Source organism: Amycolatopsis plumensis (assembly GCF_042652605.1).
Taxonomy (GTDB): domain Bacteria; phylum Actinomycetota; class Actinomycetes; order Mycobacteriales; family Pseudonocardiaceae; genus Amycolatopsis; species Amycolatopsis plumensis.
The window spans coordinates 2270739-2296923 of record NZ_JBHSJY010000001.1 but is presented as its reverse complement, the minus strand read 5'-3'; the positions used below and the strand labels follow the sequence as shown (position 1 = coordinate 2296923).

General features: G+C 70.8%; 26 protein-coding genes and 3 tRNA genes. 6 read left to right on the top strand and 23 right to left on the bottom strand.

Annotated features, from left to right (window positions below):
• Positions 1-40: 40 nt before the first annotated feature.
• From ACFPLC_RS10835 to ACFPLC_RS10770, 14 genes are all read right to left on the bottom strand, one after another.
• A complete protein-coding gene (locus tag ACFPLC_RS10835) occupies positions 41-622 on the bottom strand; it encodes a transglutaminase-like domain-containing protein (RefSeq protein WP_378200532.1) in 582 nt (193 codons plus the stop codon).
• A 73-nt stretch (positions 623-695) separates the two neighbouring features.
• Positions 696-1301, bottom strand: a complete 606-nt coding sequence (locus ACFPLC_RS10830; RefSeq protein WP_378200202.1) for a histidine phosphatase family protein — start codon at positions 1299-1301, stop codon at positions 696-698.
• 55 nt (positions 1302-1356) lie between these two features.
• Positions 1357-1710, bottom strand: coding sequence for a hypothetical protein (locus ACFPLC_RS10825; protein ID WP_378200199.1), 354 nt, complete (start codon positions 1708-1710; stop codon positions 1357-1359).
• Positions 1711-1732: 22 nt separating this feature from the next.
• Positions 1733-2110: a hypothetical protein gene (locus tag ACFPLC_RS10820; RefSeq protein ID WP_378200196.1), complete on the bottom strand. Its 378-nt coding sequence runs from the start codon at positions 2108-2110 to the stop codon at positions 1733-1735.
• 12 nt (positions 2111-2122) lie between these two features.
• Entirely contained in the window at positions 2123-3556 is a 1434-nt protein-coding gene (locus ACFPLC_RS10815; protein WP_378200193.1) for an MBOAT family O-acyltransferase, read from the bottom strand.
• Positions 3557-3856: 300 nt separating this feature from the next.
• Complete coding sequence (locus ACFPLC_RS10810) at positions 3857-5113, bottom strand: IS4 family transposase (protein WP_378235794.1); 1257 nt, start codon at positions 5111-5113, stop codon at positions 3857-3859.
• A 125-nt stretch (positions 5114-5238) separates the two neighbouring features.
• Complete coding sequence (gene rlmB / locus ACFPLC_RS10805) at positions 5239-6195, bottom strand: 23S rRNA (guanosine(2251)-2'-O)-methyltransferase RlmB (protein ID WP_191315531.1); 957 nt, start codon at positions 6193-6195, stop codon at positions 5239-5241.
• 28 nt (positions 6196-6223) lie between these two features.
• A complete protein-coding gene (cysS, locus tag ACFPLC_RS10800; protein WP_378206374.1) occupies positions 6224-7612 on the bottom strand; it encodes a cysteine--tRNA ligase in 1389 nt (462 codons plus the stop codon).
• 43 nt (positions 7613-7655) lie between these two features.
• The gene (locus tag ACFPLC_RS10795) at positions 7656-8342 is read right to left on the bottom strand and encodes an HAD family hydrolase (protein WP_378206371.1); all 687 of its coding nucleotides are present in this window, start codon (positions 8340-8342) and stop codon (positions 7656-7658) included.
• A 57-nt stretch (positions 8343-8399) separates the two neighbouring features.
• Entirely contained in the window at positions 8400-8795 is a 396-nt protein-coding gene (locus ACFPLC_RS10790) for a PPOX class F420-dependent oxidoreductase (RefSeq protein WP_191315534.1), read from the bottom strand.
• Between the two features lie 9 nt (positions 8796-8804).
• A complete protein-coding gene (locus tag ACFPLC_RS10785; protein ID WP_378206368.1) occupies positions 8805-9200 on the bottom strand; it encodes a PPOX class F420-dependent oxidoreductase in 396 nt (131 codons plus the stop codon).
• Between the two features lie 93 nt (positions 9201-9293).
• Positions 9294-9764, bottom strand: a complete 471-nt coding sequence (gene ispF / locus ACFPLC_RS10780; protein WP_378206365.1) for a 2-C-methyl-D-erythritol 2,4-cyclodiphosphate synthase — start codon at positions 9762-9764, stop codon at positions 9294-9296.
• Positions 9761-10375, bottom strand: coding sequence for an IspD/TarI family cytidylyltransferase (locus ACFPLC_RS10775; RefSeq protein ID WP_378206362.1), 615 nt, complete (start codon positions 10373-10375; stop codon positions 9761-9763). Before ACFPLC_RS10775 ends, ispF begins: the two co-directional genes overlap by 4 nt.
• 54 nt (positions 10376-10429) lie before the next feature.
• Entirely contained in the window at positions 10430-10921 is a 492-nt protein-coding gene (locus ACFPLC_RS10770) for a CarD family transcriptional regulator (protein WP_004559016.1), read from the bottom strand.
• 286 nt (positions 10922-11207) lie between these two features.
• On the opposite strand from ACFPLC_RS10770, the gene ACFPLC_RS10765 reads away from it, so the two are divergent.
• Both ACFPLC_RS10765 and radA read left to right on the top strand, forming a co-directional pair.
• Complete coding sequence (locus tag ACFPLC_RS10765; protein ID WP_378206358.1) at positions 11208-11900, top strand: copper chaperone PCu(A)C; 693 nt, start codon at positions 11208-11210, stop codon at positions 11898-11900.
• 39 nt (positions 11901-11939) lie between these two features.
• Entirely contained in the window at positions 11940-13298 is a 1359-nt protein-coding gene (gene radA, locus ACFPLC_RS10760) for a DNA repair protein RadA (protein WP_191315539.1), read from the top strand.
• Here the strand turns inward: radA and ACFPLC_RS10755 are convergent, their stop codons facing one another.
• From ACFPLC_RS10755 to ACFPLC_RS10715, 9 genes are all read right to left on the bottom strand, one after another.
• Complete coding sequence (locus ACFPLC_RS10755; RefSeq protein ID WP_378206355.1) at positions 13299-14411, bottom strand: hypothetical protein; 1113 nt, start codon at positions 14409-14411, stop codon at positions 13299-13301. It lies immediately after the preceding gene.
• The gene (locus tag ACFPLC_RS10750; protein ID WP_378206352.1) at positions 14404-14997 is read right to left on the bottom strand and encodes an RNA polymerase sigma factor; all 594 of its coding nucleotides are present in this window, start codon (positions 14995-14997) and stop codon (positions 14404-14406) included. Before ACFPLC_RS10750 ends, ACFPLC_RS10755 begins: the two co-directional genes overlap by 8 nt.
• A 144-nt stretch (positions 14998-15141) precedes the next feature.
• Entirely contained in the window at positions 15142-16128 is a 987-nt protein-coding gene (locus tag ACFPLC_RS10745; RefSeq protein ID WP_378206349.1) for an NAD-dependent epimerase/dehydratase family protein, read from the bottom strand.
• Between the two features lie 59 nt (positions 16129-16187).
• Entirely contained in the window at positions 16188-17489 is a 1302-nt protein-coding gene (locus ACFPLC_RS10740; protein ID WP_378206347.1) for an alpha/beta hydrolase family protein, read from the bottom strand.
• A gap of 21 nt (positions 17490-17510) precedes the next feature.
• On the bottom strand, positions 17511-18077 hold the full coding sequence (locus tag ACFPLC_RS10735; RefSeq protein WP_378206344.1) for an ArsR/SmtB family transcription factor: 567 nt from the start codon (positions 18075-18077) through the stop codon (positions 17511-17513).
• A gap of 156 nt (positions 18078-18233) precedes the next feature.
• Positions 18234-18761, bottom strand: a complete 528-nt coding sequence (locus ACFPLC_RS10730; protein ID WP_378206342.1) for a hypothetical protein — start codon at positions 18759-18761, stop codon at positions 18234-18236.
• Between the two features lie 87 nt (positions 18762-18848).
• Positions 18849-21380, bottom strand: coding sequence for a trehalose-phosphatase (gene otsB / locus ACFPLC_RS10725; protein ID WP_378206339.1), 2532 nt, complete (start codon positions 21378-21380; stop codon positions 18849-18851).
• Between the two features lie 39 nt (positions 21381-21419).
• Complete coding sequence (locus tag ACFPLC_RS10720) at positions 21420-22862, bottom strand: alpha,alpha-trehalose-phosphate synthase (UDP-forming) (RefSeq protein WP_378206336.1); 1443 nt, start codon at positions 22860-22862, stop codon at positions 21420-21422.
• Positions 22863-22944: 82 nt separating this feature from the next.
• On the bottom strand, positions 22945-24444 hold the full coding sequence (locus tag ACFPLC_RS10715) for a threonine/serine exporter family protein (protein ID WP_378206333.1): 1500 nt from the start codon (positions 24442-24444) through the stop codon (positions 22945-22947).
• Positions 24445-24624: 180 nt separating this feature from the next.
• Between ACFPLC_RS10715 and ACFPLC_RS10710 the strand changes: the two genes are divergently transcribed.
• The 4 genes from ACFPLC_RS10710 to ACFPLC_RS10695 all read left to right on the top strand — a co-directional run bounded on the left by ACFPLC_RS10710 (position 24625) and on the right by ACFPLC_RS10695 (position 26134).
• Positions 24625-24697, top strand: a tRNA-Thr gene (locus ACFPLC_RS10710).
• 298 nt (positions 24698-24995) lie between these two features.
• Positions 24996-25064, top strand: a tRNA-Trp gene (locus ACFPLC_RS10705).
• Between the two features lie 52 nt (positions 25065-25116).
• Positions 25117-25189 (top strand) — tRNA-Arg (locus tag ACFPLC_RS10700).
• A 78-nt stretch (positions 25190-25267) separates the two neighbouring features.
• Positions 25268-26134, top strand: coding sequence for an alpha/beta fold hydrolase (locus ACFPLC_RS10695; protein WP_378206330.1), 867 nt, complete (start codon positions 25268-25270; stop codon positions 26132-26134).
• Positions 26135-26185: the final 51 nt, after the last annotated feature.

Below are 26185 nucleotides of genomic sequence, written 5' to 3'. Positions count from 1 at the left end.
CCAGGTGGGCCGGTTTTCCGAAAATGCCGGAAAACCATGATCAAAGCGTGCGCGGCAGGCCCTTTTCGTACCAGCCGGGGCCCGGTTCGGCCGTCATCAGGAAATCCACCACGACCGGCGCGGGCGCCGGGTGGATCTCCGGGTGGTCGCGCTCGCCGCGCTCGGGCTCGACCGGCCAGGCCAGTTTTTCCACGTCGAGCGAAAACTCGCCGCCGGCCCCCGTGCGGTTGCCGCGGGCGTCGAGTCTCGACCACCGGCCGTGCAGGTACACGGCATTCAGCCCGTGCAGGGCGGAGAGTTCCTGGTAGCAGAACCCGGCCGGAATCCCTTGTGCCCGCAGCAAAGCAGTGAGCAGGTGGGCCTTGGCGTGGCAGATCCCGACGCGTTCGCGCAGCACGTCCGACGCCCGCCAGGTGACGCGCGGGTCGGCGGCGTCGATGACGTGTTCGACCTCGTCCCGCACGAACAGGAAGGCGGTTTTCGCGGCTTCGACGGGATCGTCGCCGGCGGGGCGCAGCGCGTCGGCCTGCGCCCGGATCGACGGGTGCTCGTGATCGATGACGGCGTCGGCGGCGAGATAGTCGCTCAGCCGATCGGACGTGGGCGTCGGCGCGGGATTCATCCACGCATCCTGACAGGTGCGGCCATTCGGGCGAGAGCGGTTTTCCGGGGTGGTCACTTCTCGTGTTGGGCGATTACGGAACGTAGAAATCGGGTGGGAAGCCGGTCCAGCGCAGTTCGGCGGGGAGGTGACTGAGGTCGTTGTAGGTCAGGAGAGCCGCGGGACGGCCCGGGGAGTACTGGATCACCGTCAGGCCGGCGTTGGCGTGGGTGAAGGTGAGCCACCGCCACGGCGGGGCGTCCTGGGAGGCGCGGATGAGCCAGCCGACGAGGAAGTTGTGCGTGACGAGGACTTCGTACCGCGGCTCGTGACCCGGAACCGGCCCGCTGAACCGCCGTTCGGCTTCGGCGGCGAGTTCTTCGTCGGCGGGTGGGAACTGGCGGGCGAAAGCCAGGAGGAGGTCGCCGGAGGTTTCCGGGAGTTCTTCGCGCCTCGGTGCGTAGGGGACGAAGTCGCCGGCCGCTTCGTCGGCGTGGAGGGGGACGCCCGGGAGCTGGTCGGCGATGAGGTGCGCGGTTTGGGTGGCCCGGGGAAGGGGGCCGTGGTGGATGACCGTCACGGGGACGTCCCGGAGGCGTCTGCCGAGGAGAACGGCTTGGCGCCGGCCGGCTTCGGTGAGTCTTCCGCTCCGGTCCGCCTCCGCGTGGCGGGTGAGGAAGAGGTACCGCGTGGTCAGCACCGGGTCAGGGTGTCATGGTTGGGCCGTTCGGGTGAGCTGGTTCGGCACACTGACGTCAGCCGACGGGGATGAGCGCCCCTTGGGGGCCGTGGCTCGGCACGAACTGGGCGACCAGCCGCAACGGCGCGGGGTGCGGCGACAGCACGGCCGAGGCGAACGGCGTGATCGTGTGGTCGTGCCCGCTGTTGGTGTGCAGGTGAACGCTGACGTGCACGTTCCGGTCGGCGGGGATTTCGAAGGAGACGGCACCCCACGAGACGACGTACCGGCGGCCATCGATGCCGGCGATCGGAGCGTAGGCGCGCACGGTGTGTCCGAGGTGGGGGATTTCGATGGTCAGGAGACGGCGGGGGCCTTCGTGTTGGTCCACGTACGGGATCACGCCCGGGGCGGTGGAGAGGTCGGTCATCGGGCGCTCCTCGTTGTGCTGATCATGGTTCCAGGCCGAAGACCTCGTCGCGGACGAGCTTCGACTCCTCGTCGCCGAGCCATTCGACCCGGTATACCTCGTTGCCGACGCCCAGCCGGCCTGCGCTCCAGTCGAGCAGTTCGTCCGCGAGGTCGTCGGCGTTGGTCACGATGTCCGTGAACCGGCCGTCTGTCAGTGAGTAGTACTCCTGGACCATCTCGAACGGGATCGACCACCGGCGCCACCACAGGGCACCGCCGAGCTGGGCGGCTGCTGTGGTCAGGCGTACGAACACGAAACCGGCTTCGCCGCCGTCGGTGAAGAGGCGGCCCGCCCGTTCGCGGTAGGGGTCGAAACGGTGGTCCGGGTCCGCGTCTCCCGGCGGCGGATGCCATGGCACGACGTCGCGTCCTCAGAACTGGTAGTACAGGAACGGGCTGAACGTTCCCGTGGCGATCAGGATGGCCGCGTACAGCAGGCCCACCGTCATCACCCCGATGCGCAAGGCCGTGGCCGGACGGCTCCTGGACGACTCCACCAGCGGGCCCGTCACCGGGTGGGCCGGCAAGACGAACACCGCGAGGGCCGCCAGCAGCAGAACCAGGCGCTGGTTCGTGAACGCCTGCTGCGCGCCCGCGCCCAAGCCGTCGAAGTCGGGGAGCAGCATGTGGCCGATCATCGAGAGCGCGTGGCCGAGGTCCGACGACCTGAAGAACACCCAGCCGATCACCACCAGGAGCATGGTGAGCGCCCGGCGCAGGTACCGCTTCCACGGGGTCGACGGGTCCAGGTCCAGGCCGAAGCGGCGCTCGATCACCAGGAGTGCCCCGTGGTAGCAGCCCCACACCAGGAACGTCCACTGGGCTCCGTGCCAGAAGCCCGTCAACACGAACACGATGCACAGGTTGCGGTACGTCTTGGCCGCGCCTTGGCGGTTGCCGCCGAGGGGGATGTAGACGTAGTCGCGGAACCAGCGGCTCAGGCTCATGTGCCAGCGGCGCCAGAACTCCGTGATCGTCACCGACGAATACGGCCTGGCGAAGTTCTCCGGCAGCCGGAAGCCCAGCATGCGGCCCAGGCCGATGGCCATGTCCGAATAACCCGAGAAGTCGAAGAACAGCTGGAGGGTGTAGCCGATCGCGCCCAGCCAGGCCGTCGAGAACGTCATCTGGTCCGGCGGGACCTTGAAACACGCGTCGACCAGGGGGCCCAGCGAATCCGCGATGATCGTCTTCTTGCACAGGCCGAGCGCGAACCGGGGAAAGCCCGCCGCGATGTCGTCCAGGCGGTGGGACCGGAGCTGGGGAAGCTGGTCGGCGATCTCGCGGTACCGCACGATCGGGCCCGCCACCAGCTGCGGGAACATCGCGATGTACGCCGCGAACGACACCGGGTTGCGCAGGGCCTGGCGCTCGCCGCGGTAGATGTCCACCACGTACGAGATGTGGTGGAACGTGTAGAACGAGATGCCGATCGGCACCACCAGGCTCGCCACCGGCACGCTGCCGCCGAACCAGTGCGCCACCGCCGCGATCTGCTGCGTCGCGAACCCCGCGTACTTCCAGATCAGCAGCACCGCGACGTCGAGCGAGACCACCGCGATGAGGATCCTGCGCCGGCGGAGGCCGTGGACGTCCCAGGGGCTCGGGGCCAGCAGCGGGCCGGCCAGGAAGTTGACGACCATGCAGCCGAGCAGCAGGAACACGAACGCGCCGGCGCCGATCGTGTAGAACAGCAGGCTCGCCACCGCGATGATGCCGTTTCGCCAGATCCGCGGGCACACCAGCACGGCGACGAGCACCGCCGGCATGAAGTACCACAGGAAGAGCGGCGAAACGAACGACATCGGGTCCCCTCGGTTTATCCGACGGTGACCTTAACCCGACTGGGTGGTCTGCTGCGGCTCGGGTCGTGAGTGGTAAAGCGGGTTCTAACCCAATGCCACTTAGCTTGTGTTGATCATGCGGCGGTGGTGAGGGTGATGGTGGCGGGTCCGTTGTGGTGGGTGCCGGTGTCGGTGGGTTTCTTAATCCGGTATGCGGTGTGGCGGGCTCGTTTGACCACGCGTGGGTAGGTTCTGTGCCGGCGTTGCGGGTTGAGGTGACGGCGGGTGGTGATGGCGGTGGTGAGTGTTCTGGTCTGCTGGTTAGGGGGAAAAGGCCGCCGGGCCGGAGGTGGTCTGGCGGCGAACGAGGCGGACGGTGCGCAGGAATTTGACCCGGTCGGGGTCGATGTCGGCTTCGGTGGCGGCTCGGCAGATCAGTGTGCTGATGGCGTAGTGGGTGAGCAGGTAGCCGTAGATTTCCTGGCGGATCATGTCCGGGCTTTTCGATCGCAGGACCCGGCCGGGGCCGCGGAGGTGGGTTTTGAGCTGGTCGTTGCCGGTCTCGTGCTCCCAGCGCTGGTGGTAGGCCTGGGCGAGTATCTCGGCCGGGGCGTCGGCGGGATCGCCGATGGTGGTGATCACGCGGATCACCTCGTCCGGGTCGGGTCCGCGGTCGGGCACGGTGTACTCGATCACGCGCACCACGGTCGCCTCGGCGGGGTCGAGGTCACCGCCGTCGCGGGCGGTCTGCAGGATCTCGGCGCGGCGGGTGGTGCTGCGCACGGTCTTGTTGATCAGTACCGACAGGTAGGATCCGTCGTCCAGATCCATCAGCTTCGGGGTCTTCACCGTGGCGGGCAGCCGCCAGAGCAGGGCCGCGCCGGTGGCGGCCGCCTTGCTCCAGTCCTGGTAGCTGTAGAAACCGGAATCGGCGATCAGCAGCCAGTCCTCGGCCAGTGCGGGCCAGAGCCGGCGGGCCAGGGTCTGTTCGCCCTGGCGCTTCCCGCCGGTCCCGCGCCCGCCGATCCGGGTGGCCACGACTGCGTGGGAGGCGCACTCGGCGATGGTCAGTACCCGAACCTTTGCAAACGCGGATGCTTTCTCGCCGGTGCCGCCGGAATACCCGAACTCGGCGACGTTGGCGTCGGTGTCGGGGGCGTCCCACTCGAATCCGTCGATGCTCATCAGCCGCCATGGCCCCAGAAACGCGCCCTGGGTCAGCTCATCGGCTACCGGGACCGCGACCGTGTCGAACACCTCCGCCAGCGGCTCGGCGCCCAGCCGCTGGCGGGCCTGGGTGATCCCGCCTGTGGTGGGAATGTCCCAGCCCGGATCCCAGCATCCCCACGAGGCCAGCGTGCCGGCGAGGCGGGTCATGACCTCTTCGTAATCGTCGTCGGCGAACAACGACAGCGCCATCGCGTAGTACACCATCACGTGCGGGGGCAGTTTCCCGCCGGAGCGCTTCGCGCCCCGGCGGGTCACCGCGATCGCAGTGTCCACCGCGTCCCGTGGCACCGCCGTGGCCAGCACCCCCACCGACATCGAGTCCGCCCACCCGCCACCAATCCCGCTCACGGCAGCGACACTAACCAGCCAACCGACACCGCCAGAAGCACCACACCGACCAGCACAACATCAACTTAAGCTAAGCGGCATTGGGTTCTAACCCGTCTTACCACTCACGACCGGGGCGGTAGGGGTCAGACGCGACCGGCGGCACGGCGGCGCCGCGCCACCTCCGCGAGCAGCACCCCGGCCGCCACCGAGGCGTTCAACGACTCGACGCCCGCCGCCATCGGGATGGACACCGTGGCGTCGCACGTTTCGCGCACCAGGCGGGACAGGCCGCGGCCCTCCGAGCCCAGCACGATGACCAGCGGGTCGGCCGCCAGCTCGAGCTCGTCGATGTCCACCGAACCGTCGGCGTCCAGGCCGACCAGCATCAGGCCGTCGTTCGCCCACGCCTTGAGCTGCCGCGTCAGGTTCGTCGCCACCGCGATCGGCAGCTTCGCCGCCGTGCCCGCGCTCGTGCGCCACGCCACCGCCGTCATGCCCGCGCTGCGCCGCTCGGGCAGCAGCACGCCGTGCGCGCCGAACGCGGCCGCCGACCGGATCACCGCACCCAGGTTGCGGGGGTCGGTGACGCCGTCGAGCGCGACGAACAGCGGGACCTCGCCCGAGTTGCGCGCCACCGCCATCAGGTCGTCCGGGTGGGCGTACTCGAACGGCGGGACCTGCAGGCCGAGGCCCTGGTGCACGGCCCGGTTGGTCTTGCGGTCCAGCTCTTCGCGCGGGATCTCCAGGATCGAGATGCCCTTGTCGCCGGCCAGCCGGACGGCGTCGTTGACGCGGTCGTCGATCTCGATGTTCAGCGCGACGTACAGCGCCGTCGCCGGGACGCCGGCGCGCAGCGCCTCGACCACCGGGTTGCGCCCGGCGATCAGCTCCGGCTTGTCGGCCTTCTTCTGCCGGGCCTGGTCGCGCTTGGTCTGGGCGTTCGCCTGGCGGTAGGCCTTGTGCCCGGGGCGGTCCTCCGCCTTCGGGGTCGGGCCCTTGCCTTCGAGGGCCTTCCGGCGCTGACCGCCCGAGCCGACGACGGCACCCTTCTTGGTGCCCGCCTTGCGGATCGCGCCCTGGCGCCGCGAATTGCCTGCCATGGTGAAAGTTCCTTGCTTGGTAACGAGATCAGTCGGACTTCACAGTCCACTGAGGACCGTTGGGGGTGTCCTCCACCACGATGCCCGCCTGCTGGAGGCGGTCACGGGCGGCGTCCGCGCGGGCGAAGTCCTTCTCGGCCCGGGCCTGCTGGCGCTCGGCCAGCAGCCCCTCGACGATCCGGGACAGCGCTTCTTTGGTGGGCGTTTCGGAACCGCCCGCCTCGGACCAGCGCGCGGACAGCGGGTCGAGGCCGAGCACGTCGGTCATCGCGCGGACGGCCGCGGCGAATTCGAGTGCCTTGGTGGTGTCGCCCGCGTCGAGGGCGGCGTTACCGTCCCGCACCGTGGTGTGGACCACGGCGAACGCCTGCGGGGTGGCGAGGTCGTCGTCGAGCGCGTTCGCGAACGCCTCGGGGATCGTGCCGATCGTCACCTCGCCCGACTGGGCGGCGCGGCGCAGGAACGTCTCGATCCGCCGGTAGCCCTGCGCGGCCTCGGAGACCGCGGCGTCGGAGTACTCGACGGTCGACCGGTAGTGCGGCTGGACCAGGTAGTACCGCAGCTCGGGGGCCCGGTAGCGCTCCAGCATCGCCGGGATCGACACGGTATTGCCGAGCGACTTCGACATCTTCTCGCCCGACATGGTCACCCACGCGTTGTGCAGCCAGAACCGCGCGAACGGGTCGCCCGCCGCGTTGGACTGGGCGCGCTCGTTCTCGTGGTGCGGGAAGACCAGGTCGATGCCGCCGCCGTGGATGTCGAACTCCGCGCCGAGGTACGCCGTCGCCATCGCCGAGCACTCCAGGTGCCAGCCCGGCCGGCCCTCACCCCACGGCGTCGGCCACGACGGCTCGCCCGGCTTCGCGCTCTTCCACATGGTGAAGTCGCGCGGGTCGCGCTTGCCGCGGGTCGGCGTCTCGCCCTGCTGGACGTCCTCCAGCACCTGGCCGGAGAGCTTGCCGTAGTCGTCGAACGACTTCACCGAGAAGTAGACGTCGCCGTCCGCGACGTAGCCGTGGCCGCCCTCGATGAGGCGTTCCATCAGCTCGACCATCTGGGTGACGTGCCCGGTCGCGCGCGGGTTGATCGACGGCGGCAGGCAGCCCAGCTGGTCGTACGCGGTTTCGAAGGCGCGCTCGTGCGTCGCGCCCCACTCCCACCACGGCCGCTCGTTTTCGGCGGCCTTGGTCAGGATCTTGTCGTCGATGTCCGTGACGTTGCGGACCAGCAGCACGTCCAGTCCACTGTGGACGAGCCAGCGGCGCAGGACGTCGTAGTTCAGGACGCCGCGGACGTGCCCGATGTGCGGAACGCCCTGCACGGTGGCCCCACACACGTAGATCGACGCCGTTCCGCTACGGACGGGGTGGAACTCCCGCACGCTCCGGGTCGCCGTGTCGAAAAGGTGAAGGGTCACCCTCGAAGGGTACGGGGTCGGGCGTGAGCGATGTCTCTGGCCCTCAAGCCACGCCGAAGCCGCGCAACGCCGTGAGCAGGGCATCCGGCCGTTCGGCCGTCGGCAGCGGGTCGACCAGCGCGAACTCGCAGCCCAGGGCGCGGGCGCCGCCGTCGGCCTCCTCGCTGTCGCCGACCATCAGCGTCTCGGTGGCCGGGACGCCGAGGGCCTCGACGGCCTTGCGGAAGATCTCCAGCTCCGGCTTGACCGCGCCGACCTCGAAGGACAGCACGAACTCGGTGACGTAGGCGTCCCACCCGCGGGCGGCGAAGGCGGGCCGGATGTCGAAGGCGATGTTGCTCAGCACGCCGACCTTCAGCCCGCGTTCGGCGGCGGCCTTCAGCGCGGCTTCGGTGTCCGGGTACGGCGTCCACTGGCTGGGGTCGATGAGCCGGTCGTACAGCGCCTTCGCCTGGTCGGCGTGCGGAACGCCGGATTTCTTGAGCACCTCGAGGTACACCTTCCGGTGCAGCTGCGGGTCGCGGTCGCGGTGGTGCCAGGCGTGCTGGTGCTCGGCGTCCAGGTCGACGACCTGCCCCACCGGGGCGGTCATCCGGCGCATCAGCTCGGCTTGGGCCTCGACGTCGAGCGGATCGCCGTCGTGGCCGGTCAGTTCGCTGAGCCAGGACTCGTCCTGCTCGAGGCGGAACAGCGTGCCGGAGAAGTCGAACAACACCGCCCTGATCGTCATGTCGCCCAGCCTAGCGAGGCCGCGGGCGCGCAAGCGGCGCCCGCGACCGGCGTCACGTCACGCGGCGTAGCCGGTGACCTTGTCCGGGACGACCCGCACGACCACGCGGACGACCTCCGGCGGTTCGGTGCGGAAGTCCTTGCCGTCGTACTTGTGCGAGAGCTCGTTGATGAGCTCCCGGCCGCCTTCCTCGGTGATCTCGGCGCGGCCGCGGACCTCGACGTACTTGAGCGGGTCCTCGAGGTCGAAGACGGACAGCGAGACCCGCGGGTCGCGCCGCAGGTTCCGCTCCTTGAGCCGCCCGCGGACGGTGGCGAAGAGGACGTCGTCGCCGTCCCGCTTGGCCCAGACGACGGACGTCTGCACCGAGCCGTCGGCGTTGATGGTGGCGACCACCGGGAAGTTCTTGCCGTCGAAGAGGGCCTTGGTGGCCTCGTTGAAAGTCACACCCATGATCGGACCCTATTTCACGTTGCCGGCGATCTTGTCGATTTTCAGGCGCACGACCACCCTCTGGACGTCCGCGCCCTCGGGCGGCGGGTCCTGGGCGAGGTACTTGTGGCTGAGCGTCTTGGGGAGAGTCTTGCCCGGGTCGGGGGTGATCGTCACCGTGCCGCGCAGCTGCGTGTGCCGGTAGGGGTTCTCCGCGTCGGTGATCGAGACGCTGACCCGGGGGTCGCGCCGCAGGTTGCGGACCTTGCGGCGGTCCTCGGTCGCGCTGAAGACGAGATCGCCGTCGTCGAGGCCGATCCAGACGACGGAGGTCTGCGGGCCGCCATCGGGGTCGAGGGTGGCGACCGTGGCGAAGTTCTTGCCGTCGATCAGCGCGCGGACGTCGTCCGAGAGAGTGAGGGACATATCACGCCGAACCGGTGCGGGTGGGGGCCTATTCCGCGCCTACCGATGTAGTGAATGACTCATTCCTGGCGTCCGACGCAGTGAATGAGTCATTCACTGCGTCCGGGGGAACAGCAGGGCTGTCGCGAAGGCCGCGATGCCCTCACCCCGGCCAGTCAGGCCCAGGCCGTCCGACGTGGTCCCCGACACGCTCACCGGGCCGCCCACCGCCTCCGACAGCACCTTCTGCGCCTCGTCGCGCCGCTTCCCGATGCGCGGTGAGTTGCCCACGACCTGGACCGTGGCGTTCCCCACCCGCCAGCCCGCCGCTTCGAGCAGGCCGCGGACCTCCACCAGCATGTCCGTGCCGTGCGCGCCGTCCATCCGGGGGTCGCCGGTGCCGAACACCGCGCCCAGGTCGCCGAGGCCGGCGGCCGAGAGGAGGGCGTCGCACAGGGCGTGGGCGGCGACGTCGCCGTCCGAGTGGCCCGCGCAGCCGTCCGCGTCCGGCCAGAGGAGCCCCGCCATCCAGCACTCGCGGCCCGGTTCGATCGGGTGGACGTCCACCCCGTTGCCGACCCTCACAGCGTCTCCTCGTTCTTCGGTGCCGCCGCGATCGCCTCGGCCAGGGACAGTTCGAACTCGGTGGTGACGCGCATCGCGTCCGGGTGGCCGTCGACCGTGGCCGCGCCGGCGGGGGCGAGGTCCGGCCGGAAGGCCTCGAACGCGTAGCCCACGGGCGTCTGGAGGGTGCGCAGCCGCGTCCGGTCCTCCGTGCCGACGATGAGCGACGCCGCGTCGGTCACCTTCACCGTGTCGGCCATCGGCAGCACCGGGACCACCACCGGAGCGCCGTCACGGACGGCGTTGATGACGTCACGCACTGTTTGCGCAGGAATAAAGGCCCGCAGCGCGTCGTGGAGGAGTACAACTGAGTCACGGGGAAGTTCGGGCTCGACGACGGCGAAGGCCTGCCGGAGCGAGCCGGGGACGACCCGGCACCCGAGGCCACCGATCGCCTCGGAAAACGACGACGCACACCGCTGGGGGGCCGCCACGAGCACCAGATCGATCTCCGGTACGCCGAGCAGCCCCCGCACGGTGTGCGTGAGTAGCGCCTCACCATGGACCGGCGTGAGAGCGGACTCTCCGTCGGAGGCATGATGTGCGACGGTCACGATCGCGACGACGTTCATCGGTACGCGATCGTAGAGGCACCCACCCGCCCGTCGAGTGGGAAGGCCCCGGGCTCAGACCGTCGCGGTTTCCAGAACTTCGTCGAGGAGGACCTCAGCCTTGTCCTCGTCGGTGCCCTCCGCGAGCGCGAGCTCGCTGACCAGAATTTGCCGCGCCTTCGCCAGCATGCGCTTCTCACCGGCTGAAAGTCCGCGGTCCTTCTCTCGCCGCCAGAGGTCGCGCACCACTTCGGCCACCTTGTTCACATCGCCGGAGGCGAGCTTCTCGAGGTTGGCCTTGTACCGACGAGACCAGTTGGTGGGCTCTTCGGTGTGCGGAGCACGCAGAACGTCGAAGACCTTGTCCAGTCCTTCTTGCCCGACGACATCGCGGACGCCGACGATTTCGGCGTTGTCTGCGGGCACGCGAACCGTGAGATCCCCTTGCGCGACCTTGAGGACGAGGTACTTCTTTTCCTCGCCCTTGATCACGCGGGTCTCGATGGCTTCGATGAGTGCGGCACCGTGGTGCGGGTAGACGACGGTCTCTCCGACCTTGAAAACCATGTGTCCTCTGCCCCTTTCGCTGACTCCATCCTAGCACGGGCCGCCAGTGCCCACCTAGCGGGCCGGACTCGTCCTCGCAGGTCAGCGGCTTGGGCGGGGGTTGACAAACGTCGGACCCCCGTGCTCACGCAGGTAGCGGGGAAGCGTTTCGTCACAGGCCGGGAAATCCTTTGTGGACGGTTGATCTTGGTCGCCGGGCCCCGGCAACGCACACCCGTTCCGCGGCGGAGATCGACCCCGGCTAGTCTTCGGGGCGACGAGGCCGTGAAAAGGGAAGGACTGCGACGTGAGGCTGCAGAATCGTCGCGTGCTCGGCGCGGGCGTGCTGGCGCTCGGTGCCGCGCTCGTGCTCGCCGGGTGCGGGGCCGGCCAGATCACCCAGACCTCGACGCAGCAGGCCGCGGTCAACGGGACGCACGCCCAGGTCAAGAACATCGACCTGCGCAACGCCGCGGTCCAGTACCCGACGTCGGGCCCGGGCTACGCGGCCGGCGCGACCCCGGCGCTGACCCTGACGATCGTGAACCGCGACGCCCAGGACGACTCCCTCGTTTCGGTGACCACCGAAGGCGGCGGCCAGGCGACCATCGCCGGCTCGAAGACCATCGTCGCCGGGCACTCCCTGGTGATCGGCCCCGACGACGCCGTCGAGTCCACGAACGAGGTGCAGTCCACGACCTCGGGCGCGCCGTCGTCGTCGAGCGCTCCGACGTCCAGCGCCACCCCGCCCGGCAGCAGCTCGGCCACCAACAGCCCGGGCAACAACCTCACCGCCACGGCCACCTCCGAGGTCCCGTCGTCCGGCCCCGCCGCGACGCCGACCGCGCCGGAGAAGGTCGGCCAGGCCACCGTGACGCTGGCCGCGCTGAAGCAGCCGCTGTGGCCGGGTCAGGTCATCAAGGTCACCTTCGTCTTCCGGAACGCCGGACCGGTCACGGTCGAGCTGCCGGTCGCGGCGCCGGCGCACGCCAAGGAGTAGGTCCCCGGTTTTGTCGGTGGTCGCCGATAGCCTCGCGGGGTGAAGAAGGGGACCACCTACCGCTGCGGGAGCTGCGGGTACGAAGCGGCCAAGTGGCTGGGCCGGTGTCCGGAGTGCCAGGAATGGGGCTCGTTCGAGGAGCGCGGGGCGCCGGTCAAGCCGGCCATCCAGCGCGTCGCGGCCGGGGCGCCGAGTGCGCCCGCGCGGCCGATCGGCGAGGTCGACGTCGAAGCGGCGCGCGCCCGACGCACCGGGGTCCCGGAGCTCGACCGGGTGCTCGGCGGCGGCCTGGTGCCGGGCGCGGTGGTGCTGCTCGCGGGTGAACCGGGTGTCGGCAAGTCGACCCTGCTGCTCGAGGTCGCCTACCAGTGGGCGAAGACGGTCGACCGGTCCCTCTACGTCACCGGCGAGGAGTCCGCGGGCCAGGTCCGGTTGCGCGCCGAGCGAACGGGCAACGTCCACGACCGGATGTTCCTGGCCGCCGAGAGCGACCTTTCGGCCATCCTGGGCCACGTCGACGACGTCAAGCCCGGCGTGCTGATCGTCGACTCGGTGCAGACCATGGCGTCGCCACAGGTCGACGGCTCACCCGGCGGCGTGACGCAGGTCCGCGCGGTGACGTCCGGGCTGGTCGCGCTGGCCAAGGAACGCGGGCTGCCGGTGGTGCTGGTGGGGCACGTCACGAAGGACGGCTCGGTGGCCGGCCCGCGCGTGCTGGAGCACCTGGTGGACGTGGTGCTGCAGTTCGAGGGCGACAAGCACTCGACGTTGCGGATGGTCCGCGGCATCAAGAACCGGTTCGGCGCGGCCGACGAGATCGGCTGCTTCGAGCTGCAGGAAGAAGGCATCGTCGGGGTGCCGGACCCGTCGGGGCTGTTCATGAGCCGTACGGCCGAGCCGGTGTCCGGCACGGCGATCACGGTCTCGCTGGAGGGCAAGCGGCCGCTGCTGGGCGAGGTGCAGGCCCTGGTGTCGGCGACGGCGGCCCCGCAGCCGCGGCGCGCGGTCAGCGGCCTCGACTCCGCCCGGGTGGCGATGGTCCTGGCCGTGCTGGAGAAGCGCGGCGGGCTGAAGCTCGGCGACAAGGACGTCTACGCGGCCACCGTCGGCGGCATGAAGATCACCGAGCCGGGCATCGACCTGGCGCTGGTGCTGGCCCTGACGTCGAGCTTCGAAGACGTCGCGCTGTCGCCCCGGCTCGTGTCGGTCGGCGAGGTCGGGCTGGCCGGGGAGATCCGGCGGGTGCCGAGCGTGGGCCGCCGCCTGGCGGAGGCGGCCCGGCTCGGGTTCACGCACGCGCTGGTCCCGCCGGACTCGGGCAAGCCGCCCGCCGGGATCCGGGTCCTCGAAGTGGCGAACGTCGCGGACGCGCTGAACGCCGCCGGGCACGCGCGCTGATCACCCCGAGGTCTGCGTGATGGCGTAGGAGTACTGCACGTCCGGGACGTTGTGGCGGTCCGGGGTGGGGCGGAGCTGGGTCGTCGTGGTGTTCGGCACGACCACGGAGCTCGGCGTGACCGGAGTCGAGCTCTTCGGCAGCTGGATCCGGCTGGTGGCGACCGGGGTGGGCGAGCTGTCCGCGGCCAGCAGCCGCGCGGTCGCCGGGTCGACGTACAGCCGCTGTCCGATGTCCGGGGCGAAGTAGACGGTCGCCGTCCGGCCGTCCGGGGTCGCCGAGTGCGGGGTGACGACGATGTCCGGAATTCCGGCGAGCGCGTCGAGCAGCGCGAACCGGACGTCCGGCCGGAGCAGGCCGGTTCCCAGCGCGCTCCGGGCCATCGCGAGCGACTGACCGGGCCGGTGGGCGAGGCCCCCGCCGGGATCACTGGTCTCGACCGTGTCGAACCGCAGCCGTCGGCCCAGCTGATCCCGGTCGGGCACGAGCGAGGCGACGAACGCCGCGTCCGGGCTCAGCCAGTTCACCAGCGGCGTGACCCAGCCCGGCTTGTACATCCCGGCGAAGTCGGGGTGGCCGGGGAACACGCCGCCCAGGCCGTACTCGTCGACGGGGCCGGGGAGTGGTTCGCCGGTCCGGCCGTCCGCCCAGTGCCCGGCGGCCGTCAGCGTCGTGCGCCGGTGCCACACGCCGGTGGGATCGGCCGGGATCCAGAGTTCGATCCGCCGCTGGACCTTGTCCGCGAACCCGGGGCCTGCCTGCGTCGTCCAGTCGCGGATTTCGGTGTAGTGGAACTCGCCGGGCGCGAGCGGGCGGTCGGGATCGGTGGACGCGGCGGGCCGGGACATCTCCGGTGCCGGGTCCGGCGTCCACACCGCGGTGGCGACGCCGAGCCCGCCGACCAGGGTGACGACGGCCGCGGCCACGGCCAGCCACCGCCACGCCCCGGTCCGGCGCGGCTCGGCGGGCGGAGCCTCTTCGCCGCCGGCCGCGGCGAGCAGGGACGTGCGGGCGAAGGCGAGCCCGTCGTCTTCGCCGACGTCGCTGTTCAGGTCCGCGAGCGCCGCGTTGAGTTCGGCTTCGGACCAGATCTTCCGGACGTTGTCTTCACGCAAGGTCCTGCACCTCCTCTTGGGCCGGGGCGTTCGTCCTGAGCCAGCGTCTGATCCGGTGCAACCGGGACCGGACGGTACCCGGCGGGACACCGAGGGCCTCGGCGACCTCGGCCGGCTCGAGCCCGGCCCAGGACACGAGCAGCAGCGTGTCGCGATCGGCCGGGCTGAGCCGGGCCAGCGCACCGGCCAGCTGTGCGGCCCGCACCTGGGCGTCGACCTGCTCGGCGACCCGGCCGTCGTGGCCGGCGTGGCTGGCTTCGCCGGTCCGGGCGAGCCGCGCGGTGGCCTGCAGCCCGCGCAGTTCGGACCGCACGTGGTGGCGCAGCAGGTTGGTGGCGATGCCGTAGAGCCACGACCGGGCGGTGCCCAGCTCGGGCCGGTAGGTCTCCCGCCGCCGCAACGCGACGAGGAAGGTCTCGGCGACGAGGTCGTTCGCCGGTTCGGCCCCGACCCGGCGGGCCAGGTACCGCCGCAGCTGCGCGGCGTGGGCGTCGAAGAGCCGCCCGAACGCCGGCCCGGGCTCGGGTCCGCTCAGGTCGGGGCGGTCGTGCCCCCAGAGCTCCGAACCCTCGTGGATCACCTGCATGCCCCCAGTTGCCCGCAGGCTTCGTCTGCGTTCACGGGCGAACCTACCTCCGGCGCCAGAGGTCCGAGCCCTCGTGGATCACCTGCATGCCCAGTTGCCCGCAGGCCTCGTCCGCGTTCACGGGCGAACCCACCGCCGGCGCTGTCAGGCCAGGGCGTCGAGCAGCTCGCGCTCGCGTCGCGCGCTCAGACCCGCCCGTCGTTCCCGGTCCAGCCCCTGCTCGCGTTCCCAGCTCAGGGTGTCGGCCAGCAGCTCGGTCCGGGGCCGGTGGCGCAGCCCCGCGGCGCGGGCCGCGGAGCCGTCGCGGGCCGACCACCCCTCCCAGCCCGGCTCGACCAGCCACATCGCCAGCGATTCGGGCCCCATGTACTCCTTCACCCCGTTCGCCAGCAGCCACGCCGGTTCGGCGGTGACCACCGGGCCGGTGTGCCCGCCGGCGGCGCGGGAGAGCTCGATCCACTCCCCGAACGGGACGACCGGGCCGACCGCGTTGTACGTGCCGGTGGTCCCCGCCTCCGCGCAGTCGAGCAGCCAGGACGTCAGGTCCCGCACGTCGACCACCTGGGTGGGCACCGACGGCGTGCCGGGGACCAGCATCGGCCCCCGCGGATCGCGGGCGGCGCGGGCGACCCAGTAGCCGGAGCGCCCGGTGTGGTCGCCCGGACCGCCGATGAGGCCGGCCCGGGCGACGAGCAGGCGGTCGCCCACCGCGGCCGCCGACGCCTGCTCGCAGGCGACCTTCGCCTCGCCGTACAGCTCGCGGCCGACCTCGCTCCGGTCGGTCGGGGGAAGCAGGGGCGCGGACTCGTCCGCGCCCGGCGTGGCGTGGGAGGCGTAGGCGTTGCCGGACGAGACGTACACCCAGTGCCCGGCCTTGCCACCCAGCGCGTCGAGCGCGCCGCGGACGAACCCCGGCTGCCACGACACCTCGACGACCGCGTCCCACACCCGGTCCAGCAGGGGATCGTAGGCCGCGGGATCGCGCCGGTCGGCGGCGACCAGGGTCGCTCCGGCGGCGACTTCCCCGCTCTCGCCCCGCGCGAGGCAGGTCACCCGGTGGCCGCGTCCGAGCGCCTGCCGCGCCAGCTCACGAGCCACCCACGCCGTTCCGCCCAGCACCAGGATCTCCATCCCGACACCCAAGCACGGGAGCTCCGCCCGGCCCGGCGGATTCGCTGAGAGCAGACGGCTCAGACGCCCAGCAGTCCCCAGTAGACCGCCCACGGCACGAACACCACGCCGCCGGCGAGGAGGACGCCGAGCCGGAGACCGCGGTGGCGCCACCACGCCACCGCCGTGCCGATGGTGGCGGCCACCGTGCCCAGCGCGAGCAGCTGCAGCGCCAGCCACGGCAGCGGACGGCCGGCGACGACCGGGCCCAGCCCCTTGCCCATGGACAGCTGGAGCAGGACGTCGACGACCAGGAAACCGAGCACGGTGAGCAGCCCGGTCGCGGTCAGCCAGCGGGCCGGCCGCGCCCCGGCGCCGCGCCGGAACAGCGGGTACCAGGCGAACGCCACCAGCAGGAACACCAGCACGGCGAGCTGCAGCCACGTCGGCTCGTACCAGGCGAGCGGCGTGACGGCGGTGCTCGGCCGGTCCTGCGCCGGCGGGGTGTCGGCGGTCGACGTGCTGGGCGGGTTGTTCACCCAGCTGCCCACCAGTTCGAGGTAGCCGGGCGCGTACCCGGGCAGCTTGTCGAAGCCGTCCGTGGTCCGGCGCAGCTGGTGCTGCGCGTCCGGGAAGACCCGCAAAGTGTGGTGGGCCACCGAATCCCGGAAGATCCGGACCGCTTCGCCCGGCGGGGTCAGGATGTCCTTCGCGCCCCACAACCCGAGTACCGGCTGCCGCAGGCTCTTCAGCACGGGCACCGGGTCGTAGTGCGCCTCCGGGAAGATCCCGCCACCGACGAGCTGGCGCATCATCGTCGAGGACGCCATCCGCACCATCGAACCGGTCATTCCCAGCTGCCGCAGCTGGTTCTCGACCGCCCACGCCTGCTGCCGCGACGGCTCGATGCCGTTCGCGCCCAGCGTCACGACGAACGCGACGTCCGACGAACGTGAAGCCGCCAGCGGCGCCACCCAGCCGCCCTCGCTCAGCCCCCAGACACCGACCCGGGCCGGATCGACGTCGGACCGCTTGCGCAGCACGGAAACCGCGGCCAGCGCGTCGTCCGCGAGGGTCGAGTACGACCGTTCGAACTGTGAATAGCCGTCTGTGCGCTTGTCGTAGATGAGTGTGGCAATGCCTTGCCGCGCAAAGGCTTCCGCCTGCTCGCGGTAGTCGTCCCGGCTGTGCGCCCCCGAGCCGTGGACCATCACCAGACCCGGCAGTTTCGTGCCCCCGGGCGGGGCGACGACGGTGCCGTGCAAGGTCACCCCGCCGTTGGTGAACGTCACCTCGTCGTTGGTCACCTGCGCGGCCGACGCCGGTGGCGCCAGCGCCGTGACCGCCAGGATCGCCCCGGCCAGCAGAACCCCTCTTCGCATGGAAATCCCCTTGGTGTCATGTCATTCCCCTGGATCCGGAAACGCGAGCCAGCGCACGAGCACGCGCCGCGCTTCCGGTGACCGGTCGTCCTCGCTTCGCCAGTACCGGCGGAACAGCTCCATGTAGTCGTCCCAGAACTGCTTGAGCTCCTCCGTGGTGAGCCACGTGCCGCCGCGGGCGTAGAGCAGCGCGTCCGGCCAATCGCCGGGCAGCTCTTCGCGCTTTTCCGCGAACCGGTTGAGCTTCTCGAGGTCTTCCTCGAACCCCTGCCGCTGCATGTCGTCGAACAGCACCCGGGATTCGGCGCTCTGCTCGCTGCGGCGCGGCCAGCGGATGTCCCGCCGCCGCGTCCGCCACCACCGTTCCTTGCCCCGCGCGAGCTCCGGGACGTCCTCGACGAACCCGAAGCGGGCCAGCTCACGCAGGTGGTAGCTGGTCGCGCCGGTGTTCTCGCCCAGGGCCTGGGCGAGCTTCGTGGCCGTGGCCGGGCCCGCGGAGAGCACGCCGAGGATCCGGCGGCGCAGGGGGTGCGTGACGGCTTTGAGGGCGTCCGGGTCGAGCTCTTCCGGTGGTGGAGCGCTGGTCATGGCTTCACTGTAGCCGTGCAGAGAAAACTATGCAAAGAAAATTCTGCACGCTGGCCGGGTCGGTCTGGGACGTCTTGAATGACCCATTCATGACCTCCGACGTCATGAATGAGTCATTCAAGACGTTCGGGGAGGGGTGAACTGTCTAAAAAGGACCTACCAGATCGGGTGGTCGCTGTACTTCCTGAGCGTCTCCACCGACGGCCGCACGTAGAAGATCCCCGCCAGGAAACCCATGGTGGCGAAGGCGAGCGTCGAGAACGTCGTCAGCAGGTCGGGCGCCTGCAGCTCCGGGGTGTCACGCCACACCCGGAACACGATCGGCACCGCGAACGACCCGAGGATCAGCACCAGCGTCAACAGGTACGTGAACAGCAGCGCGCTCCGGGTCGCCTGTGCGCTCGCCACCACCAGGTAGTCGCCGCGGAGGCAGCGGCGGCAGGTCAGCACCAGCACCGCGATCGCCAGCACGCCCAGCGGCGGCAGCACCGCGGCGGCCTTGCCGAGCAGCGTGTCCGGGAAGGCGTGCCCGTGCACGATGCCCTGCAGGTACGTCGTCAGCCCGAACAGCAGCACCATCCCGGCGATCATCGAGCAGCCGACGACCACCGAGCCCCAGCGCACCCGGTCGGCGAACCGCGGGGGCAACGGCACGAACTCGACCTGGCCGAAGGTCCCCTGCACCCGTCTCACCTCCGAAAGCCGTGAAGGCCACAGTAAGGGACTAACCGTCCCTCAACGTGGCCTTCACGGACTTTCGGACCGAAAGGGCTAACTGGCCGCCAGCAAGTTGGCGCACCGGATGAGCCCGATGTGCGAATAGGCCTGCGGGTGGTTGCCGAGCGAGCGTTCCGCGATCGGGTCGTACTGCTCCGGCAGCAGGCCGGTCGGGCCGGCCGCCGCGACGATCTGGTCGAACAGCTCCTGCGCCTCGGTGCGCCGCCCGGTGAGCAGGTACGCCTCGATCAGCCACGCCGCGCAGATGTGGAAGCCGCCCTCGCCGCCCGGGAGGCCGTCGTCGCGGCGGTAACGGTACACAGTGGACCCACTGCGCAGCTCCGCCTCGATCGCGGTCACCGTCTGCTGGAAGCGGTCGTCGGCCGGGTCGATCAGGCCGGTGAGCCCGACGAACAGCGAGGCCGCGTCGAGGTCCGTGCCGTCGTAGGCCGTGGTGAACGCCTGGACCTCGTCGTTCCAGCCGTGCGTGAGGACGTCGTCCTTGATCTCCTCGCGCAGGCCGTGCCAGTTGCCCGGGATCTCGCGGCCGTACTGCTCGCCCAGCTTGATCGCGCGGTCGATGGTCACCCAGCACATGACCCGCGAGTAGACCCGGTGGCGCGGCACGTGCCGCTCCTCCCAGATCCCGTGGTCCGGCTCGTTCCAGCGCCGCGTCACGGCTTCCGCCATCGCGCGGACCATCTGCCAGTCCTCGTCGCGCAGCTCGTGGCGCGCCGCGGCCAGGGTCTGCACGAGCTCGACGACCGGGCCGAACACGTCCAGCTGGACCTGGTGGTTCGCCAGGTTGCCGACCCGGACCGGGCGCGAACCGGCGTAACCGGGCAGCGACTCGATGACCGCTTCGGCGCCGATGACGCTGCCGGCGAGGGTGTACAGCGGGTGCAGCCGCTCCGGGCCGGCCAGCGTGGCGAGCACGCCGTGCAGCCAGCGCAGGTAGCCCTCGGCCTCCTCGATCGAGCCCAGGTGCACCAGCTCCCGCACGGTCATCGCCGCGTCGCGGATCCAGCAGTAGCGGTAGTCCCAGTTGCGGACGCCGCCGATTTCCTCCGGCAGCGACGACGTCGCCGCCGCCAGCACCCCGCCGGTGTCGGTGTTGACCAGGCCGCGCAGGGTCAGCGCCGAGCGCAGCACCAGGTCGGTCTGCACCTTGGGCAGCTGCAGCTTCGACGTCCACTCGCTCCAGTAGCGGCCGGCGCGGTCGCGGCGCTCCACTTCGGACAGTTCGTGCGGGCCGAGGTCGGTGGTGCCGCAGCGCAGCTCCAGCACGACCGGCTGGGTCGGCGTCGGCTGCACCAGCGCGGACGCCGTGTCGTGCAGGCCGTCGGAGGTGATGGTCCACTCGACGCCCGGCGAGTACAGCACGAACGGCTCTGACGTGCCGAGCACCCGCACGCCGCCCTCGGTGACCTCCAGCTTCACCGGCACGCCGCCGAACTCGGGCCGCGGCGCGAACGTGACGCTCGCGGCCGCCTCGCCCGAGACGACGCGGACGAGGTCCGTCCGGTGCGGGGCGCTCTCCGGCTCGAGGTAGTCGGTGACGAGCAGGCGCGACCAGCGCGTCTCGACCGTCATCGTGTTCGGCAGGTAGCGCTGGCCGAGCGGGAGGCCGTTGCGGTGCGGCTTGATCGAGAAGTGGCCGGCGCCTTCGCCGCCGAGCAGGTCGGCGAACACCGCGGGCGCGTCCGGCCCGGGGTGGCAGAGCCAGGTCAGCTTCGCGTCCGGCGTCAGCAGCGCGACCGAGCGCTCGTTGGCCAGCATCGACAGGCGCTCGATCGGCGGGGCCGACTCGCCGTACAGCCAGTTCCGGCGTTCCTCGAGGAGGAAGCCGAGCACCAGGGCGACGTCGACGGTGTCGGGCACGCGGAACCCGGCGAGCGTCTCGCCGTCGCCGACCTTGATGCCCAGGTCGGGGCCGGACAGCCGGGCGAAGGCCTTCTCGTCGGTGACGTCGTCGCCCAGGAAGATCGCCGCCGTGGCGCCCACCTGGTGGCGCAGGATGTCCAGTGCGCGGCCTTTGTCCGTTTGGACGACCGCCAGCTCGACCACCTCCTTGCCGTCGGTGGTCGAGACGCCCTCCCACGTCGACGGTCCCGAGTGGACGGCCGCGAGCACGCGGCGGCCTGCCTCGTGCTCGGCGCGGCGGACGTGCACCGCGATGCTCGCCGGCTTGACCTCCAGCGACACGCCCGGGACGTCCAGCACGAGTTGTTCGAGCTCGGTCTCCAGCCGCCGGTGCAGCTCCCGCGCCTTCTCGTCGAGGGCGTGGATGAAGCCGATGTCGAACTCCGAGCCGTGGCTGCCGACGAGGTTCACCTCGGCCGGCAGCCGCGAGAGCGTGGCCAGGTCGCGCAGCGCACGGCCGGAGATGACCGCCGTGGTGGTCTCGTGCAGACCGGCGAGCGATCTGAGGGCCCCGACGGACTCGGGCAGCGGGCGTGCCTCGTCGGGGTTGAGGGTGATGGGTGCCAGCGTGCCGTCGTAGTCGCAAGCGACCAGCAGGCGCGGCGTGCGGGCGATCTGGACGATCGCACGCCGCAGCTCGGCGGGCAGGGCCTCGGCAGTCAACACTCCTCCTCAGGAGCTCGTGCATGGGTCAGGACTGTGTCAGTCGACCCCTTCGGCACCCAACGCTTGCAGGAACGAGCGCGCCCAACGGTCGACGTCATGGGTGAGGACCTGGCGACGCATGGCGCGCATCCGGCGACGGCCCTCGGCCGGGTCGAGCGTAATGGCAGCCACTAGTGCGTCCTTCACCCCGTCCAGGTCGTGCGGGTTGACGAGGAATGCGCTAGAGAGCTCCGCGGCGGCACCCGCGAACTCGGAAAGCACCAGCGCACCGCCCAGATCGTGCCGCGCGGCGACGTACTCCTTGCACACGAGGTTCATGCCGTCGCGCAGCGGCGTCACCACCATGACATCGGCAGCGGAGAAGAAACCGGCCAGCTCGGTGCGGTCCACGGACTGGTGCAAATAGTGCACGACCGGGTGGCCGACGCGGGAGAACTCGCCGTTGATCCGGCCGACCATCTGCTCGATCTCGCCGCGCATCCGCTGGTAGTGCTCGACGCGCTCGCGGCTCGGGGTGGCGAGCTGGACGAACGTGACGTCGTCCGGCTGCAGCCTGCCCTCGTGCAGCAGCTCGTGCAGCGCCTGCAGCCGCAGGTCGATGCCCTTGGTGTAGTCGAGCCGGTCGACGCCGAGCAGCACCGTCTTGGGGTTGCCGAGGTCGCGCCGCAGCTGGGCCGCCCGCTCCTGGACGCCCTTGGTGCGGGCGAGACTGTCGAGGCCCGCGGCGTCGATGGAGATGGGGAAGGCGCCGACCCGCACGGTCCGGTCGCCGACCTGCATGGTGCCCGGCCGCGACCGGACGCCGACCGCGCCGCGCGTCGACTCGAGGCCGATCAGCTGGCGGCACAGCCAGAGGAAGTTCTGGGCACCGCCGGGGCGGTGGAAGCCGACCAGGTCCGCGCCGGTGAGGCCGCGGATGATCGCGGCCCGCCACGGCATCTGCATGAACAGCTCGACCGGCGGGAACGGGATGTGCAGGAAGAAGCCGATGCGCAGGTCTGGTCTCAGCTCCCGCAGCATGGCCGGCACCAGCTGGAGCTGGTAGTCCTGGATCCACACGGTCGCGCCCTTGGCGGCGACCTCGGCGCTGGCCTGCGCGAACCGGCGGTTCACCTTGACGTAGCTGTTCCACCACGCGCGGTCGAACACCGGGCGCTCGACGACGTCGTGGTAGAGCGGCCAGAGCGTCGCGTTGGAGAAACCTTCGTAGTAGTCGCGCACTTCGTCGGCGCTCAACGAAACCGGGTGCAGCACGAGGCCGTCGTCGTCGAATTCCTCGACGTCGACGTCGGGTATGCCCGGCCAGCCCACCCAGGCGCCCTTCCGTGACCGCAGGAACGGCTCCAGCGCCGACACCAGCCCGCCCGGGCTGGCCGTCCAGCGGCGTTCGCCCTCGGCCGTGCGTTCCAGGTCCACCGGTAGCCGGTTCGCCACCACGACGAAATCGGCCTGGTTCGAGTTCTCCTTCTGGTCACTCACGTCGCCTGCTCCTCGCGTTCTGGGTCGCGGCCCCAGAGTGAAACCCTATCGCGTGAGCGATGAACATTCGGTGACCGCGGTATTACTCCAAGCTCCGTTCCGTCGGTTCGAGCGGACCGGCCATGCGTGGTCCGGCGAACCGGCGCTCCAGCCTGCCCAGGCCGGTCCGGACCGGCTGGGCGAGCCATTCCCCGAGTACCACGCCCGCTGCCAGCGCAAGCCCGATTGCGACGGCCGTCATGAGCGTCGAGATGTTGCCGCTCGGCTCGACCCCGATTTGGTACAGACCACGGTAGGTCGACAGGCCGGGAAGCAGCGGAGTGATCCCGGACACGGCGACCACCAGTGGAGTAACGCCGAGCCGCCGCGCGAGCACGCCACCGCAGAACCCGACCAGGGTCGCGGCCACCGCGGACGAGCTGACGCCGTCCAGCTTGGCCAGCATCAGCGAGCCGTAGACGGCGGCGCCGATGCCGCCCGCGGCCGCCGCGACCAGCATCGCGCGCATCTTCGAGTAGCTCGCGAGGGCGAAGCAGGCGGAGGCGCCGGCCCCGCCGAGCACGACGAGCGGCAGCTGCTGCGGCGTCGACCCGGTCACCTCGGGCAGCGGGGTGCGCGGCAGCCCGAGCATGACGGCGATCCGCAGGGCGAGCACCACCCCGGCGATCAGCCCCGCCGACATCAGCGCGGTCTCCATGGTGCGCCCGGCGGCGGTGACGTTGTAGCCGGTGATGGCGTCCTGCACGGCCGAGACGGTGGACAGGCCGGACAGCAGCACGGTGACCGCGGCCGCGACGACCAGCGTCGGCTTGTCGGTGGTCAGCACGTTGCTGCTGACGATGACCATGGCCGAGAGCGTCGCGACCAGGCCACCGACCACCTGCTGGAAGAAGAACGGCAGCCCGTAGCGGTTCACCACCCGGCCGACCCGGTCGATGACACCGCTGATGACGAACGCGACGAGCGCGATGTCGAACCCGCCGCCGAGCAGGATGGTGACGAACGCGGCGACGCCGCCCCAGGACAGCGTCGCGACCCAGCGCGGGTACGGGTGCGGCGCGGAGGTGATCCGCTCCAGCTCGGTCTGCGCCTGCTCGGCACCCATGTGCCCGCGGACGATCTTGCGGACGAGTTTTTCGGTCTCGGTCAGCCGCGTGTAGTCGAGGCTCCGGCTCCGGACGACGCGCAGCGCGGTGATCGGCGTCAGGTCGGTGCCGCGGTGGCAGGTCACGGTGATCGACGTGAAGATGACGTCGACCTCGCAGTGCGGCAGCCCGAGCGCCCCGGCGATGGCGATGATCGTCGCGGTGACGTCCGACGCGCCGGCGCCGCTGGCCATCTGGACCTCGCCGATGCGCAGGCTCAGGTCGAGGACGAAGTTGACGGTGGCTTCGTCGGGCAGCTGCGGCCCCATGGCCTCGTCGGCGTCGACGGCGGGGAACTCGCCGGTCGGCGCTTCGAGGACGTGCCACGGCCGCCGCTTGAGCAGGTTGGGGCGGTGGACCATGGGGCGTTGCGCGGGGGGTTCGAGGAGGGGCCATCTGGTCGCCCGGCCCCCGTTGGTGCGCTCGTTGATCTTCATGATCCATCCACCTCCTCGCTCGTTCCCCGATGACCATCGACGGCTACCCGCCGACCGTTGCACGGATCATGGAGTGGCGTCCACCACGTCGCTCCATAGTGGCCTGGACCTGCTGATCTTGCCTCCCGAACGGATCATGGGAGGCGGCTCGGTACACTGTGTCCGGCGTCCTGGCGCCAGGCCGGTATAGCTCAGCTGGTAGAGCATCTGTCTTGTAAACAGAAGGTCAGGGGTTCGAGCCCCCTTGCCGGCTCTCTTCGCCCCGCGGGCGCGCGGCGGGAATCCATTCCCGTAAACGCGTTGACCTATCGCGGTTCTGTGCGTGATAGTGGGGCCACACGAAACAAACCACGGGATGGGTCATGGCGCACATGGTGACGCGAGAGGTACGGCACGCCGCCGTAGCCGTGCGTGCGTCGGAGGCCGCTCACCTGCGCTGGCGGCGCCTTCCCGGCTCCCGAACCTGACGTAGTCCTCGTCATGGCCACGGGAGCCGCCCCTCGGGAAACCGATCGGGCGGCTTTCTTTTTTCGTGTGTTCGCATTTCCCTTATCGGCGTGCTTCGGAAGCGGCGCGGTCCCCAAAACCGCGGCCCGAGGGTTCGACTCCTTCCGCCGGTGCCGTTTTTCCCTGCGCTCGTCTCGGCCGCAACAGTGCGGGCGACGCGGGTGCGCCCCCGTAGCTCAGTGGACGGAGCAGCGGCTTCCGGAGCCGCAGGTCGCAGGTTCGACTCCTGCCGGGGGCTCTTCCGCCGCGGTCGAAGCCGCGGAAACTGTCGGTGCCCCGGTCTACCCTCCGCGGGAAACCTGACGGGGAGGAACCCATGGCCACCACGCACACACTGGAAACACCCGAGGCCGACATCGTCTACGACGTCCACGGCCCGGCGCCCGCCGAAAGCCCGCGGCCACCGCTGCTGATGATCGGGCAGCCGATGACCGCCGAGGGGTTCGGCACCCTGGCGTCGCACTTCGCCGACCGCACCGTCGTCACCTACGACCCGCGCGGGCTCGGGCGCAGCGTCCGCAAGGACGGGCGGGTCGACCACGTGCCCGCCGTGCAGGCCGAGGACGTCCACGCCGTCATCCGGGCGCTCGGGGCCGGTCCCGTCGACGTGTTCGGGAGCAGCGGGGGTGCGGTCGCCGGGTTCGCGCTGGTCACGGCGCACCCGGAGGCCGTCCGCACGTTCGTCGCCCACGAGCCGCCGCTCAACGGTTCGCTTCCGGACGCCGCCGCGGCGGAGCGGGCCGGCCGGCTGATGCGGGAGGTCTATCAGGCCAAGGGCTCCGGCGCCGGCATGGCGGCGTTCATGGCGCTGGGGGCGTGGGAGGGCGAGTTCACCGACGCCTACTTCGCGCTCCCGCCGGCCGACCCGGCCCAGTTCGGGCTGCCTGCCGAGGACGACGGCCGTCGTGACGACCCGGTGCTGAGCGAACGTTCCGTCGGGGTGACCGGCTACCGGCTCGACGTCGAAGCGCTCACCGCGGCGCCGACGCGCATCGTCGTCGCCGTCGGTGAGGAAAGCCGGCAGGTGTTCACCGGGCGTGCCGCGATCGGCACGGCCGAGCTGCTCGGGCAGGAAGCGACCGTGTTCCCGAGTCACCACGGCGGGTTCCTGGGCGGCGAGTTCGGTTACGCCGGCCAGCCGGTGGCCTTCGCCGAGAAACTCCGGGAGGTGCTCGAAGGCTGAGCCCGCACCTCTCCACCGTCCGCCGGACTCAATCAAACGTCTAGTTGACAG